General features: G+C 42.1%; 15 protein-coding genes. All 15 read left to right on the top strand.

The genetic code is table 11. The annotated features are described in order from the left end of the window. Nucleotides 1-9 precede the first annotated feature (9 nt). The 15 genes from infB to dapA all read left to right on the top strand — a co-directional run bounded on the left by infB (nt 10) and on the right by dapA (nt 15,790). A complete protein-coding gene (gene infB / locus ADA55_RS13955) occupies nt 10-2,163 on the top strand; it encodes a translation initiation factor IF-2 (protein ID WP_048684762.1) in 2,154 nt (717 codons plus the stop codon). Next, entirely contained in the window at nt 2,160-2,441 is a 282-nt protein-coding gene (locus ADA55_RS13950; RefSeq protein ID WP_034313609.1) for a DUF503 domain-containing protein, read from the top strand. Before infB ends, ADA55_RS13950 begins: the two co-directional genes overlap by 4 nt. 17 nt (nt 2,442-2,458) lie before the next feature. Next, a complete protein-coding gene (gene rbfA / locus ADA55_RS13945; protein ID WP_034313607.1) occupies nt 2,459-2,827 on the top strand; it encodes a 30S ribosome-binding factor RbfA in 369 nt (122 codons plus the stop codon). Nucleotides 2,828-2,979: 152 nt separating this feature from the next. Further along, a complete protein-coding gene (gene truB / locus ADA55_RS13940) occupies nt 2,980-3,900 on the top strand; it encodes a tRNA pseudouridine(55) synthase TruB (protein WP_048684760.1) in 921 nt (306 codons plus the stop codon). 33 nt (nt 3,901-3,933) lie between these two features. After that, nucleotides 3,934-4,884 (top strand): bifunctional riboflavin kinase/FAD synthetase, encoded by a 951-nt coding sequence (gene ribF / locus ADA55_RS13935; protein ID WP_048684758.1) that lies wholly within the window; start codon nt 3,934-3,936, stop codon nt 4,882-4,884. A 135-nt stretch (nt 4,885-5,019) separates the two neighbouring features. Beyond that, entirely contained in the window at nt 5,020-5,289 is a 270-nt protein-coding gene (gene rpsO / locus ADA55_RS13930) for a 30S ribosomal protein S15 (RefSeq protein ID WP_034313598.1), read from the top strand. A 319-nt stretch (nt 5,290-5,608) separates the two neighbouring features. Then, on the top strand, nt 5,609-7,726 hold the full coding sequence (gene pnp / locus ADA55_RS13925) for a polyribonucleotide nucleotidyltransferase (protein ID WP_034313594.1): 2,118 nt from the start codon (nt 5,609-5,611) through the stop codon (nt 7,724-7,726). A 157-nt stretch (nt 7,727-7,883) separates the two neighbouring features. Next, nucleotides 7,884-8,843, top strand: a complete 960-nt coding sequence (locus ADA55_RS13920; RefSeq protein ID WP_048684756.1) for a polysaccharide deacetylase family protein — start codon at nt 7,884-7,886, stop codon at nt 8,841-8,843. 46 nt (nt 8,844-8,889) lie between these two features. Beyond that, a complete protein-coding gene (locus ADA55_RS13915) occupies nt 8,890-10,116 on the top strand; it encodes a M16 family metallopeptidase (RefSeq protein ID WP_034313588.1) in 1,227 nt (408 codons plus the stop codon). A 158-nt stretch (nt 10,117-10,274) separates the two neighbouring features. Further along, entirely contained in the window at nt 10,275-10,544 is a 270-nt protein-coding gene (locus ADA55_RS13910; protein WP_048684753.1) for a YlmC/YmxH family sporulation protein, read from the top strand. Nucleotides 10,545-10,772: 228 nt separating this feature from the next. Next, complete coding sequence (gene dpaA / locus ADA55_RS13905; RefSeq protein ID WP_048684752.1) at nt 10,773-11,675, top strand: dipicolinic acid synthetase subunit A; 903 nt, start codon at nt 10,773-10,775, stop codon at nt 11,673-11,675. Further along, nucleotides 11,672-12,274: a dipicolinate synthase subunit B gene (locus tag ADA55_RS13900; RefSeq protein ID WP_034313581.1), complete on the top strand. Its 603-nt coding sequence runs from the start codon at nt 11,672-11,674 to the stop codon at nt 12,272-12,274. Before dpaA ends, ADA55_RS13900 begins: the two co-directional genes overlap by 4 nt. Before the next feature lie 211 nt (nt 12,275-12,485). After that, nucleotides 12,486-13,541, top strand: a complete 1,056-nt coding sequence (gene asd, locus ADA55_RS13895; protein ID WP_048684750.1) for an aspartate-semialdehyde dehydrogenase — start codon at nt 12,486-12,488, stop codon at nt 13,539-13,541. 105 nt (nt 13,542-13,646) lie between these two features. Then, nucleotides 13,647-14,873, top strand: a complete 1,227-nt coding sequence (gene dapG / locus ADA55_RS13890) for an aspartate kinase (protein WP_048684748.1) — start codon at nt 13,647-13,649, stop codon at nt 14,871-14,873. A gap of 47 nt (nt 14,874-14,920) precedes the next feature. Beyond that, on the top strand, nt 14,921-15,790 hold the full coding sequence (dapA, locus tag ADA55_RS13885; RefSeq protein ID WP_048684746.1) for a 4-hydroxy-tetrahydrodipicolinate synthase: 870 nt from the start codon (nt 14,921-14,923) through the stop codon (nt 15,788-15,790). Nucleotides 15,791-15,839: the final 49 nt, after the last annotated feature.

Raw genomic sequence — 15,839 nt, 5'->3', positions numbered from 1 at the left:
GGTGAACGTATGACAAAATTGCGTGTATATGAATATGCAAAACAAAAGAACGTTTCAAGCAAGGATGTAATAAATAAACTTAAAGAAATGAATATAGAGGTAACAAACCATATGACAGCATTAGACGATTCAACTGTAAATAAATTAAACGATTCAATCAAACCTAAAAATGAAGATAAAAGCCAAGAGCCAAAAGCTAACGCTACGGTTGCGAAGTACGAAGCCGAAGCGGATGAAAAGAGCACTGTCAATAAAGAAAAACTGAAGAAGAAACCACCAGTTAAACCTGTAGGGACGAAAAAACCAACTGGCGGCCAGTTCAACAAGGGTCGCAATAACAAGAATAAAAATAATAAACAAAGACAACAAGCGCCTCAGGCACCTGTTACAAAACGTAAAGAAAGAGAACTTCCAGAGAAAATTACGTTTTATGAGTCTTTGACGGTTATGGAACTTGGAAAAAAACTTCACCGTGAACCTTCTGAAATCATTAAAAAGCTCTTTATGCTTGGTGTTATGGCAACAATCAACCAAACTTTGGATAAAGATGCAATTGAATTGATTTGTGCGGAATACGGTGTAGTGGCCGAAGAAGAGATTCGTGTCGATCTAACAGACCTTGAATCACTTGTCACTGAGGATGCTTCTGAAGATTTGATTGAACGTCCGGCTGTCGTGACGATCATGGGTCACGTTGACCATGGTAAAACGACATTGCTTGATTCTATACGCCATACAAAAGTCACTGAAGGCGAAGCGGGCGGAATCACTCAGCATATCGGTGCTTATCAAGTTAAAGTTAACGATAAGAAAATCACATTCCTTGATACACCAGGTCATGCTGCGTTTACAACAATGCGTGCCCGCGGTGCACAAGTTACCGATATCACCATTCTTGTCGTCGCTGCGGATGATGGCGTTATGCCTCAAACGATTGAAGCGATCAACCATGCTAAAGCGGCAGAAGTTCCAATTATCGTCGCTGTCAATAAGATGGATAAAGAAGCTGCCAATCCGGACCGTGTCATGCAAGAATTGACGGAACATGGTTTAGTTTCTGAAGCATGGGGCGGAGACACAATTTTCGTACCAATTTCAGCTAAGAACGGTGAGGGTATCGATAGCTTGCTTGAAATGATTCTTCTTGTCAGTGAAGTCGAGGAGTATAAAGCGAATCCAGCTCGTAAAGCAAATGGAACGGTTATCGAAGCACGCCTGGATAAAGGGCGCGGATCGGTTGCCACATTGCTTGTTCAAAACGGAACGTTGAAAATCGGGGATCCGATTGTTATCGGTAATACATTCGGACGTGTTCGTGCGATGGTCAACGATCTTGGACGCCGTGTTAAGGATGCAGGTCCTTCAACACCGGTTGAAATCACTGGATTGAACGAAGTGCCGCAAGCCGGCGATCGTTTCATCGTCTTTGAAGATGAGAAAACGGCCCGTCAAGTTGGGGAAGTGCGTGCACAGAGACAACTTGCTTCACAACGTAATGAGAAATCCCGTGTAACCCTAGATACTTTGTTCGAACAAATGAAAGAAGGGGAAATTAAAGAATTGAACATCATTCTAAAAGCTGATGTTCAAGGTTCTGCGGAAGCAGTAGCCGCTTCCCTGAATAAAATTGAGGTGGAAGGCGCTAAAGTGAAAATCATTCACATAGGCGTTGGTGCCATTACAGAGTCTGACATCATCCTTGCTACAGCTTCGAATGCAATCGTCATCGGATTTAACGTTCGTCCTGACGTGAATGCGAAGCGTGCAGCTGAATCAGAAAATGTTGATGTCCGCCTACACCGCATCATCTATAAAGCGATCGAAGAGATCGAGTCGGCTATGAAAGGGATGCTTGACCCTGAATTCGAAGAAAAAATTATCGGTCAGGCTGAGGTTCGTACGACTTTCAAGGTATCCAAGGTAGGCACGATTGCCGGTTCTTACGTTACAGAAGGAAAAATTACACGTGATAGCGGAATTCGCTTAATTCGTGAAGGTGTCGTCATTTACGAAGGTGAAATTGATGCATTGAAACGTTTTAAAGATGATGTTAAAGAAGTGGCAACGAACTATGAGTGCGGTATTACGATTAAAAATTACAACGACCTTAAAGAAGGCGATGTAATTGAAGCGTATGTAATGGAAGAGATCGAACGTAAATGATCGTTGGCTCCGTCCAATGTGAATGCATCATCCATGACACCCATTCTTTAAAAGAAAAAAGGGCCGTGCTTCAGCGTGTCATGACACGGCTTAAGCAGAAGTTCAATATTTCTGTAGCAGAGACCGATTTTCAGGATTTATGGCAGCGGACAAAGATTTCAATCGTAACCGTAACATCCTCAAGGAAGGCTACTGAACGGGAACTTCAAAATGCCCTTAAATTTCTAGATTCTTTTCCGGAACTAGAGCGAACAATAACAGATATAGACTGGCTTTAGGCTATCGAGGTGATATTATGAGCCTTCGTTCAAATCGTGTTGGCGAACAAATGAAAAAAGAGCTGAGTGAAATTATCGGCCGAAAAATTAAAGATCCAAGAATCGGATTTGTTACAGTGACGGATGTCGCGGTTACAGGCGATTTACAACAGGCAACAGTTTATATTTCCGTTTTGGGTGACCAAGAACAAAGGGAGAAAACCCTGCAAGGTCTAGCTAAGGCAAAAGGATTCATGCGTTCAGAAATTGGGCAGCGAATCCGCCTGCGCAAAACCCCTGAGCTGTTTTTTGAATTTGATGAATCGGTCGATTATGGTAATCGTATCGAGTCGTTGATTTCCCAAATCAATTCAGAGGATAAACCGGCTGAAAAAGACGAGGAATAAGCAAGCAGTAAAAGGAGGCCGACTCAATAAGTGCTTTGCACTTCTTGAAGTCGGTCTCTTTTTTTTGAAACCGAATATAAAAAAAGGAAAAACACCTTTCTGGACGGGATTCATAATCGTTTAAGGTGTTTTATAAAAGATGAGGTGAAAGCGTGAACGGTATTCTTCCATTATGGAAACCCAAGGGATTGACATCCCATGATTGTGTTTTTAAATTAAGAAAAATTTTAAAGACAAAAAAGGTTGGGCACACAGGTACTTTAGATCCTGATGTAACAGGGGTTTTACCTATTTGTATTGGCAGGGCAACAAAGATAGCCGAATATCTGACAGAGGCCGGTAAAGCTTATGAAGGGGAAGTGACCCTTGGTTTTTCGACGACAACTGAAGACGCAAGCGGCGAAAAAGTCGAAGAGAAAAAGATTGATCAAGTGATTCAGCGTAAACGGATTCTGGAAGTGCTTGAATCATTGACAGGAAAAATAGAACAGACGCCGCCGATGTTTTCAGCGGTAAAGGTAAACGGGAAGAAATTATATGAATATGCCCGTGCAGGGATAGATGTGGAGAGGCCGACAAGGGAGGTCACCATCTATGATATTACCCTTCTCGATGATCGTTCTGAATTTAAAGGGAAAACCATATCTTTTCGTTTTCGAGTAAATTGCAGCAAAGGAACGTATATTCGGACACTTGCAGTCATGATGGGTGAAGAACTGGGTTTTCCTGCTCATATGTCAGACTTGACGCGTATTGAATCAGCAGGTTTTAAGCAGGAGGACTGTTTCACATTTTCTGAAGTGGAAGAGTTCATGGAAAATGGTCAAACGGATGAATTTCTGTTGCCTTTGGAGCGGGGATTATTTCATTTGCCCAAATTTCAGATTAGTGATAAAGTAGCAAAGAAAGTACTTAACGGCGCGGTATTGGAACAAACAAAGGATGTTGTTGTTGAAAAAGGAATGCCATTTGTGATGGTCGATCCAGCAGATAAGGCCATTGCCATTTATCAAATACATCCGACTAAAGAGGGATTAATTAAACCTGTAAAAGTATTGGCACAAGAATTATAGACCGTTTTACCGCCGGAAAGAGGAGATTGAAAGGTGAAAGTGATCGCAATAGAGCATCCTCATCAATTTAATACGGATGATTTTCCCGAGCTTGTAATGGCGCTTGGATTTTTTGATGGCATACATAAAGGCCATCAAATTGTCATTCAAACCGCCAAGCAACAAGCCGAAGAAATGAATCTTAAGTCAGCAGTCATGACATTTGACCCGCACCCTTCTGCAGTACTGGGTAGGAAAACGGAAAATATCCGCTATATCACTCCACTTGAAGATAAGGTGGATATCATAGAGTCGATGGGGATCGATTATTTATTCATTGTCCATTTCAGCAAGGAATTTGCTTCGGTACTGCCGGAACGGTTCGTTGACGAATACATTGCCGGGCTGAATGTCCGTCATGTAGTTGCAGGCTTTGATTATTCATACGGTCGCTATGGTCAAGGGTCGATGGAAGATTTGCCTGTTTACGCACAGGGCAGATTTTCGCAGACAGTCGTTGCAAAACAGACACTTGAAGATGAAAAGGTTAGCTCGACGAGAATCAGGGAAACTCTCGGTAATGGCAACTTTTCCGACTTTTATCATTTGGCTGGACGACGCTATTTAACGAAAGGTCATGTCGTTCACGGTGAAAAGCGGGGCAGGAAGTTGGGTTTCCCCACCGCTAATATTGAAGTAAGTGACGATTATATCTTCCCTGCTGCAGGCGTGTATGCCGTCAGGATCAAAATAAGCGGTAAATGGTATAATGGGGTTTGCAATGTCGGATACAAACCTACGTTCCACGAAGAAAAACCTAAATATCCCACTGTAGAGGTCCATGCCTTGGAGTTCTCGGGAGATATTTATGGCGACCAGGTTTCGGTTGAATGGCATACAAGACTTCGGAGTGAGCAGAAATTTTCCGGACTTGAAGCATTGGTCGCTCAGATCGAAACGGATAAGCAAAATGCAATAGCCTATTTTGCAAAGCTTGAAGCATAAAAGACAAGACTTGCAATTTTGATGAAAAACATGTATTCTATTGTATGTATGAAAATAACCATTGCTTGGCTAGTCGAGACTCCGACGCTGGCTCGGTAATAGGTGATTTTACAGAATTTTAGGAGGAATAATAACATGGCAATTACTCAAGTACGCAAAAACGAACTTATCGCAGAATTCAGAACTCACGATACTGACACTGGATCTCCAGAAGTTCAAATCGCAGTATTAACAGAAGAAATCAACAACTTGAACGATCACTTACGCACACACAAAAAAGACCACCATTCACGTCGCGGTCTTCTAAAAATGGTAGGTAAACGTCGTAATCTTTTAACTTACCTACGTAACAAAGACGTTACTCGTTACCGTACACTAATTAACAAATTAGGTCTACGTAGATAATTTTTTCAGGAAGGCGGGAAATTTCCCGCTTTTTTGGTGTTAATCAAATGATTTGGACGTGTTCTACTTAAGGCTGGGCCTTCGTCCTTGGGACTCGGCAGGAGCCGGGTCCTTTTCCATTTATAAATGATCAGGATATACATAATCAAATGAATAAAATTTTTATTCATTTTACTGTTAATGCTTGTTTTTTTCGTGCATAATAGGAATAGTTTGGTTTTAACTCGAGTTCAGTTACTTTCACATATAAATGATTTAATCCAATACAGGTTTAGGTAAACTAAGCCTCTAAGTGAAGATTCAGAGAGGGGTTTAATAAATGGGACAGGAAAAACATACGTATTCATTTGACTGGGCCGGCCGTAATGTAACGGTAGAGATAGGGCAATTAGCCAAACAAGCGAACGGGGCAGTTTTAGTCCGTTATGGAGAAACTGCTGTATTAAGTACTGCGACAGCTTCGAAGGAACCTAGAAATGTTGACTTCTTCCCTTTGACAGTCAACTATGAAGAAAGACTTTATGCAGTCGGTAAAATTCCGGGAGGCTTCATCAAACGTGAAGGACGACCGAGTGAAAGGGCAATTCTTGCAAGCCGTTTAATCGATCGTCCAATCCGTCCGCTTTTCGCCGATGGCTTCAGGAACGATGTTCAGATCATCAGCATGGTCATGAGTGTCGATCAAGATTGCTCTACGGAAATGGCAGCCATGCTAGGTTCTTCCCTTGCACTTTCAGTTTCCGATATTCCGTTCGAAGGTCCGATTGCTGGAGTTGTAGTGGGGAGAATCAATAATGAATTCATTATTAACCCTACTGTTGACCAACTAGCTAAAAGTGACATCAATCTGACGGTTGCCGGCACTAAAGATGCCATCAACATGGTTGAAGCCGGAGCGAATGAAGTACCAGAGGAAACGATGCTTGAAGCAATCATGTTCGGACATGATGAAATCAAGAAGATCATTGCATTCCAAGAGAAAATCGTTGCTGAAATCGGCAAGGAAAAAATGCAGGTCACTTTATACCAAGTGGATGCTGAACTGGAAGCAGAAGTGAAAGGCCTATGTGAAGCAGACTTGAACAAAGCTGTACAAGTTCAGGAAAAACATGCTCGTGAAGACGCGATCAAAGCAGTAAAAGATCGTGTGTTGGTTCATTATGAAGAAGAAACTGATGAAGAAAAATTAAAGCAAATTAAAGAAATCCTTAATAAATTGGTTAAATCCGAAGTCCGCCGTTTGATCACGGAAGAAAAAGTGCGCCCGGATGGCCGTAATCCTGACGAAATCAGACCATTATCATCTGAAGTCACAATCCTGCCCCGTACACATGGTTCCGGATTGTTCACACGCGGACAAACCCAAGCGCTATCCATCTGTACATTAGGTGCACTTGGTGATGTGCAGATTCTGGACGGACTTGGGACCGAAGAGTCAAAACGTTTTATGCATCACTATAATTTCCCGCATTTCAGTGTAGGTGAAACTGGTCCTATCCGTGGGGCAGGACGCCGTGAAATCGGTCACGGTGCACTTGGTGAAAGAGCATTGGAGCCTGTCATTCCTAACGATAAAGACTTCCCATATACAATCAGACTTGTATCTGAAGTCCTTGAATCGAACGGATCAACATCACAAGCAAGTATCTGTGCAAGCACTTTGGCAATGATGGATGCCGGAGTTCCATTGAAAGCTCCAGTTGCCGGTATAGCCATGGGCCTAGTCAAATCAGGTGAGCACTATACAATCTTAACGGATATTCAAGGTATGGAAGATCATCTGGGAGACATGGACTTTAAAGTCGCAGGGACTTCAAAAGGTGTTACTGCCCTACAAATGGATATTAAGATTGAAGGACTTTCAAGAGAGATTCTTGAAGAAGCTTTACTTCAAGCCAAACATGGCCGGATGCACATTTTGGAATCAATGATGTCAACGATCAATCAACCGCGTGAGCAGTTATCCAAATATGCTCCAAAAATCGTTACAATGTCCATAAATCCGGATAAGATCCGTGATGTCATTGGACCGAGCGGAAAACATATCAACAAAATCATTGAAGAAACTGGCGTGAAAATCGACATCGAACAAGATGGAACGGTATTCATATCTTCTACTGATGAACCAATGATTCAAAAAGCGAAGAAAATCATTGAAGATATCGTACGTGAAGTCGTAGTGGGCGAACTATACTTAGGTAAAGTTAAACGTATCGAAAAGTTCGGTGCCTTCGTTGAAATCTTCAATGGTAAAGACGGTTTGGTACATATTTCTGAACTGGCTGAAGAAAGAGTCGGAAAAGTGGAAGATGTCGTTTCACTTGGCGATGAATTATTGGTCAAAGTCACTGAGATCGATAAGCAAGGAAGGGTTAACCTTTCCCGTAAAGCAGTCTTGAAAGAGCAAAAAGAGGCAGCCAACCCTTCTCAATCGTAATGAAAAATATAAATCCGGCATGCGATTCCTTGTGAATCTGCATGCTTTTTTTGTTTAAAGGTATTGGAATATCCATGGGGAGAATGGCGTCAAAAGGATGTCATGTTCTACCTTGTCCGTTTTCTTCATACATTTTGGTATGAAGGGGGCGTAAAAAATGAATAATAAATGGAAGCAGATAGTTGCGATAAGTGCCATTGCAGGTATATCATGGTTATTAGTGCAAAATCCATATACACAAATTTATTTGACCCAATTAACCGATGATTCAGTTGCTTCTATGAAGCAAGAAGACGAGCTTCTTTTACAAATAAAAGAATCAACAAAAAAATATGAGATTGCACCACAGGATGCACGAATAGATTCTGTTTGGAAAACCGTTCCTGCATATAATGGCCTGAAGGTAAATATTGATGATTCGTATAAAGCCATGAAGAAGGAGGGCGTGTTCGATAAGAATAAGCTGGTATTTCAGCAGGTCCCTGCAAAGATACATATGGAGGATCTGGATCCGGCTCCCATTTACCGGGCCCATCCCGAAAAGCCAGTGGTATCATTTTTAATCAATGTGGCCTGGGGGAATGAATACCTACAAGATATGTTGGCCGTGTTAAAAAAGAATAATGTCAAGGCCACATTTTTCCTTGAAGGTAATTGGACCAAGAAAAATCCAGAATTGGCCAAGATGATTAAGGGTGGCGGGCACGAAATTGGAAATCATTCTTATTCACATCCAGATATGAAAAACATATCCGCACAAGCTACACGTGAGGAAATTCGGAAAACGAATGAAGTCATTGAAGCTGTGACAGGTTTGAAAATGAAATGGTTCGCACCACCAAGTGGAAGCTACCGGGATGAAACGGTGAAAATCGCGGATTCTTTCGGTATGGAGACCGCCATGTGGAGTGTGGATACGATCGACTGGCAAAAGCCAAGCCCTGAAGTCCTTCAACAAAGAGTGCTTTCTAAGGTACACCCTGGAGCATTTATATTGATGCATCCGACTGAATCTACTGCAAAATCATTGGAAACGTTAATAATTGAAATAAAAAAGAAAGATTTAGATGTAGTTACCGTTTCGGAAGCTGTAGATGAAGAGCGATCGAATCCATAATGTATTGGTAACGATGGCAGCATAGAATGATTGGGAGGAATGTTAGTTGATTAAGAAATACACGTGTCAAAATGGAGTTAGAATTGTATTGGAAAATATTCCAACTGTACGTTCAGCGGCAATTGGAGTATGGATCAAAACAGGTTCAAGGAATGAAACGCCAGAATTGAATGGGGTTTCACATTTTCTGGAGCATATGTTCTTTAAAGGGACAACTAAGAGAAATGCGCGTGAAATTGCCGAATCGTTCGATAGTATCGGTGGACAGGTGAATGCATTCACTTCAAAAGAATATACATGCTATTATGCTAAAGTAATGGATAACCATGCAAGCTATGCGCTTGAAATCCTGGCTGATATGTTCTTCAACTCAACATTTGATGGGGAAGAATTGAAAAAAGAAAAAAATGTCGTCTATGAAGAAATCAAAATGTACGAAGACACACCAGATGACATTGTCCATGACCTCTTAAGCAAGGCGGTATATGAAAATCACCCCCTTGGTTATCCAATACTAGGGACGGAAAATACGCTTGAAACCTTCAATAGTGATACATTAAAAAAATACGTCCATGACATGTATACACCCGATAAGGTAGTCGTGTCCATTGCTGGGAATGTGGATGAAAAATTGATCAATGAAGTCGAAAGCTACTTTGGCTCGTATCAAGGAGGGGAAGAACGTCTTGAATTGGTCAAACCTTCCTTCCACGAAAATAGGATCACCCGTAAAAAAGATACGGAACAAGCCCACTTATGCCTTGGTTACAACGGATTGGAAATCGGCAATGATAAAACATACAGCCTGATTACCTTGAATAATATCCTTGGGGGAAGCATGAGCAGCCGTCTATTCCAGGACGTCAGGGAGCAACGCGGCCTTGCCTATTCCGTTTACTCTTATCATTCCAGCTATCAAGATAGCGGTATGGTGACAGTATATGGGGGGACAGGCACAAATCAGCTTGACAGCCTGTATGAAACCATTCAGGAAACATTGGATACTTTAAAAAGAGATGGCATTACGGAAAAGGAATTAAGGAATAGCAAAGAGCAACTTAAAGGAAGCTTGATGCTCAGCCTTGAAAGCACGAATAGCCGCATGAGCCGGAATGGGAAAAATGAGCTTATGTTGGGTGAGCACCGTTCCCTTGATGATATCATCATCAAGATTGACGAAGTGACTGAGGATACCGTCAATGAATTGGCAAATCAGATCTTTACGGAACATTCCTTGTCATTAGTGAGCCCGCTGGAAAATTGGGACAAATAATAACGAACAAGTCTGGACCTTCCTTCATTGGGAGGTCAGGCTTTTTTTCTTTGAGTGCGGGAGGGTCCAGAGTTATGGACAATATTTGGTTAAATGCCTTCTAAGTTCACCTTTTTCGGATATAGATTGAATAGAAGACGAAAAAGGGGGAACCAAAATTGAGGTTGAGCGAACTGAGCGGTAAGGAAATAGTCGATGTGAATAGGGCGGAAAGATTAGGAATCCTTGGTCAGACGGATTTGGAAATAGATGAAACTGGACAAATTACCTCGTTGATCATTCCATCTGTCAAATGGTTCGGCCTTTTAAGGAATGGCAGTGAAATAAGAGTGCCATGGGAACATATAAAAAAAATCGGTGCGGATATGGTCATCATTGATTTTCAGGAAGGACTTTCACTTAAAGACGGAGAGCATATGGACGGATAATGACGCTCGCTTCATACTCCTTGGAACTTCTCGAAATACACTCTCGAAAACGCCTTAGCTGGCAATAGCTATGGCGTTTTTTCTTTTCTTATCACCGTTTTTTAAGTAAAAACATAAGATGGCAGGGTAACTAGAGAATGTAGCAAAAACCGAATTGCTTCCTGAAGGAATTGTATCACGAGGCAAGGAATGTTTAGGATCTTTTATATAAAGAAGGTGACGGTTTTAATGCTTACAGGCATGCAAATCGCTGTAATTGGTGGAGATGCGCGTCAGCTTGAAGTTGTCCGTAAACTGACGGAGCTTGATGCAAAGCTATTATTGGTAGGTTTTGAACAGCTCGACCATGCTTTTACCGGAGCGGTTAAGGAAAAAATGGAAGATATAAACTTCAAGGAATTAGATTCAGTTATTTTACCTGTCCGGGGTACGGATTCAGATGGGAAAGTAGAAACGATCTTTTCCAGTGAAGAGGTTGTTTTGACTGAAGAAATGATAAAAAATACCCCGGAACATTGCACTTTTTATGCAGGAATCAGTAACGATTACCTTGATGAAATATTCAAGAAAGTGGATCGCAAACTTGTTCTATTGTTCGAACGTGATGATGTCGCTATTTATAATTCGATTCCCACTGTTGAGGGTGCGATCATGATGGCCATTCAACATACGGATTTTACTATCCATGGGTCGAATGTAGCCGTTCTAGGACTGGGAAGGGTCGGTATGAGTGTAGCCCGGTCATTCCAGGCACTTGGAGCAAAAGTAAAGGTGGGGGCAAGAAAAAGCGAAGATATAGCGAGGATCAGTGAAATGGCATTAGCCCCTTTTCATTTAAATGATCTTGCTGCAGAAATGAAAAATGTTGATATATGTATCAATACGATCCCTTTTCCGATAATTACCGCAAAAGTCATCGCTAATATGCCCGTTCATACATTAATCATCGACCTTGCTTCAAAACCGGGGGGGACGGATTTTCGTTACGCTGAAAAAAGGGGAATTAAGGCGCTGTTGGCACCGAGCCTGCCGGGTATAGTTGCTCCGAAAACAGCTGGTCAGATATTAGCGAATGCACTGGGACTATTGATTCAAGGCGAGTTCTTGAAAAGGAAGGGGAAAATGATATGAGTCTCAAAGGTAAACGGATTGGTTTCGGATTAACAGGATCACATTGCACATATGATGAAGTGTTTCCGGAAATAGAAAAACTTGTAAATGAAGGAGCGGAAGTCATCCCAATCGTAACATCGACTGTTCAAAACACGGAAACCCGTTTTGGAAAGGGTGAAGACTGGGTCGAAAGGATAGAAAAATTGACGGGGAATCACGTCGTTGATACAATCGTCAAAGCGGAGCCTTTAGGACCTAAATTGCCACTCGATTGTATGGTGATCGCTCCTTTAACGGGTAACTCAATGAGTAAAATGGCAAATGCTCTTACCGATTCGCCTGTACTTATGGCTGCAAAAGCGACGATGAGGAATCACCGTCCAGTCGTGGTCGCGATATCAACAAATGATGCACTTGGGTTAAATGGTGTCAATCTAATGAGGCTGATGGCAGCAAAAGATATTTATTTTGTTCCATATGGCCAGGATAATCCCACAGGCAAACCAAGTTCCATGGTTGCAAGGATGAGCATGATAAGGGATACGATCATATCGGCACTGGAGAGGGAACAGATTCAACCTGTCATCGTCGAAAGGTTCAAGGATGATTTAGCCTGAACAAGTTTTTGCCACGGATCTAGCTTTCAACGACTGACATATATGCATAAATTTGTAGGTTGAAGTTATAAAAAACCACTCCACTACCAGAATATTTTGTTAAAGTCCGACCCTTTGGAATGTTAATGTGATAAAATAAATGATATTCTGAACAAGAAGTAATAAATCCAACAAATAACTAATTTAAGAGATAGAAAAGGAGTATGTATAAATGACTGAGACACAGGGATTGCGTATTGCAGTTGTGGGAGCAACTGGAGCAGTAGGACAACAAATGATTTCAACACTCGAACAAAGGGACTTACCGATTAAGAAAATCATCTTTTTATCATCGGCTCGTTCCGCAGGCATCAAACTTACGTTTAAGGGCGAAGAAATCGAAGTGCAGGAAGCAAAACCTGAAAGCTTTGAAGGCATCGATATCGCTTTATTCAGTGCTGGAGGAAGCGTGTCTAAGGAATTGGCTCCAGAAGCAGTGAAACGCGGTGCGATAGTGGTGGATAATACGAGCGCTTTCCGCATGGATGAAAATGTGCCGCTAGTCGTTCCTGAAGTAAATGAGGAAGACTTGAAGCAGCATAATGGAATCATTGCAAACCCGAATTGTTCAACTATCCAAATGGTTGTGGCATTAGAGCCTATCCGCCAGACATATGGCTTGTCAAAAATTGTTGTTTCTACCTACCAGGCTGTTTCTGGTGCAGGTGCAGCAGCGATAAATGAATTAAAGGAACAGGCTCGCGACTTGCTTGATGAAAAAGAAATCGATCCGAAAATATTACCGGTAAAAGGGGACGAAAAGCATTATCAAATCGCATTTAACGTCATTCCCCAAATCGATAAATTCCAAGATAATGGGTACACATTCGAAGAGATGAAAATGATTAATGAAACAAAGAAAATCATGCATATGCAAGACCTTCCAGTTGCTGCAACTTGCGTGAGGCTTCCTGTTGTAACAGGTCATTCGGAATCTGTATACATTGAAGTTGAAAAAGAAGGCATAGCGGCTTCTCAAATCAAGGATTTAATGAGAACGGCACCTGGAATTGTATTGGAAGACGAACCGGAACAACAAGTTTACCCAACACCTGCTTCAGCCGTCGGCAAGAATGATGTATTCGTCGGTCGGATTCGCAAAGATTTGGATGAAGATAAAGGCTTCCATTTATGGGTGGTTTCCGATAATCTATTAAAAGGTGCAGCTTGGAATTCCGTTCAAATTGCTGAAAGCCTTTTGAAATTAGGTTTGGTTACCGTTAAGTAATAATTTATTCTTTATGAACTCGACAGAAAAATAAATTCCAATAGGATAGAGAGTTTTTGTCAGCTTCCCGGATCGGGGAGCTGGCTTATATTTGGGGTGCATATTATGAAAATTATCGTCCAGAAATACGGTGGGACATCCGTTCGTGATGAGGAAAGCCGTTCATTTGCCAAGGGGCATATCGAAAAAGCGATTAAAGAAGGCTATAAAGTGGTGGTTGTGGTTTCAGCAATGGGAAGAAAAGGGGATCCTTATGCAACGGATACCTTACTTTCCCTTGTAAATGGAGCCAAAGCCAGCCTTTCAAAGCGAGAACAGGATTTACTTATGTCTGTCGGAGAAACGATATCATCTGTAGTATTTACTAACATGCTCTTGGAACATGGTATTGATGCGGTTGCTTATACTGGAGCTCAAGCAGGATTCATGACGAATACCGACTATTCCAGTGCGAAAATAATCGAAATGAAATGCGATCGACTCATGAAAGAACTTGAGGTGAAGGATGTTGTCGTTGTAGCAGGTTTCCAGGGAGCTGCTAAAAATGGTGACATCACGACCATCGGCCGTGGTGGAAGTGATACTTCAGCAGCTGCATTAGGTGCCGCATTGCAAGCTGAACGGGTCGATATTTTTACGGATGTGGAAGGAATCATGACAGCAGATCCGCGCATTGCCGATCAAGCTCGTCCATTATCAATCGTTTCATATACGGAAGTTTGCAACATGGCATACCAAGGGGCGAAGGTCATTCATCCGAGAGCTGTTGAAATTGCGATGCAGGCGAAAGTCCCGATTCGGATAAGGTCAACATACAGCGAAGGTTTGGGAACCCTTGTTACAAGCGTGAACAAGGGAAGCCAGGGCAGTGACATACGTGAAAGGCTTGTTACCGGGATTGCCCATGTACCAAAGATCACTCAAATCAAGGTCCGTGCGAAAAAAGATCAATATAATCTACAGGCTGAAGTTTTCAAAGCGATGGCCAATGCCTCCATTTCAGTTGACTTTATAAATATATATCCAAGTGGTGTAGTTTATACCGTATCGGAAGAGATGACAGAACTTGCCCTCTCGATTTTGGCCGAGCTTGGTCATGAACCGGTCATTGAAAGGAATTGTGCCAAGGTATCGGTAGTCGGTGCAGGCATCAATGGAGTACCAGGCGTTGCAGCGAAGATTGTCACAGCGCTTTCCGAAAAGGAAATTGCCATTCTCCAGTCAGCGGACAGCCATACGACAATTTGGGTACTCGTAAAAGAAGAAGATTTAATAGAAGCCGTTAATTCCCTGCACTATGCATTTCAATTGCATGAAGGGGAAGTCCTATAATCAGGTTTTTTATTAAGTAAATGTTTTAAAAATTAAAGAGGTGTTAGATGATGATATTTGGTAGAGTATCAACCGCGATGGTCACCCCTTTCGATAGCAAGGGAAATATTGATTTTCAAAAGACGACTTCATTGGTTAATTACTTATTAACGAATGGAACCGATTCGCTTGTGCTGTCGGGAACGACAGGGGAATCTCCAACTTTATCTTCGGAGGAGAAAATCGCGTTATTGCGTCATGTTTCTAAGGTTGTTGAAAAACGTGTGCCCATCATCATGGGTACAGGAAGCAACAATACGTATGCTTCCATCGAATTGACAAAAAAGGCGGAACAAAATGGCGCCGATGCGATAATGCTGGTTGCCCCGTATTATAGTAAAACGAATCAAGAAGGTCTGTACCAGCATTTTAAGGCTATTGCAGCCAGTACGACGCTCCCTGTTATGGTATATAATATCCCTGGGCGCGCTTCAGTTAACATTGAACCGGAAACGATCATCCGGCTTTCGAAAATTCCTAATATCGTAGCCGTTAAGGAAGCGAGCGGGGATTTAAACGCTATGACCCAAATCATAGCCGGTACGGATGAAGATTTTGCATTATATAGCGGGGACGATGCTTTAACACTACCGGTATTGGCGATTGGCGGTGTGGGTGTAGTATCGGTTGCTTCACATGTTGCTGGCAAGGAGTTGCAGAAAATAGTGGAGGCCTTCATCAGTGGGAACTTGAAAGAGGCAGCCCGGCTGCATCAGGAACTGTTACCGCTTATAAAAGGTTTGTTTGCAGCGCCAAGCCCTGCACCTGTCAAAACAGCGCTTCAGTTATATGGAATTGACGTTGGATCGGTGAGACTTCCAATCGTGCCATTGACGGAGCAGGAACGCCTGGCATTAACCAAGGTATTAAAAAAATAAAAAGACACGGAACAAGCTGATCGTTGAAGATTGGCTTGTTTTTACATAA

The sequence above is a fragment of the Bacillus sp. 220_BSPC genome, from assembly GCF_001054655.1.
GTDB classification, from domain to species: Bacteria; Bacillota; Bacilli; order Bacillales; family DSM-1321; genus Peribacillus; species Peribacillus frigoritolerans.
Note: the sequence above shows the minus strand (reverse complement) of the source record. Positions and strands in the feature narration are given on the sequence as shown.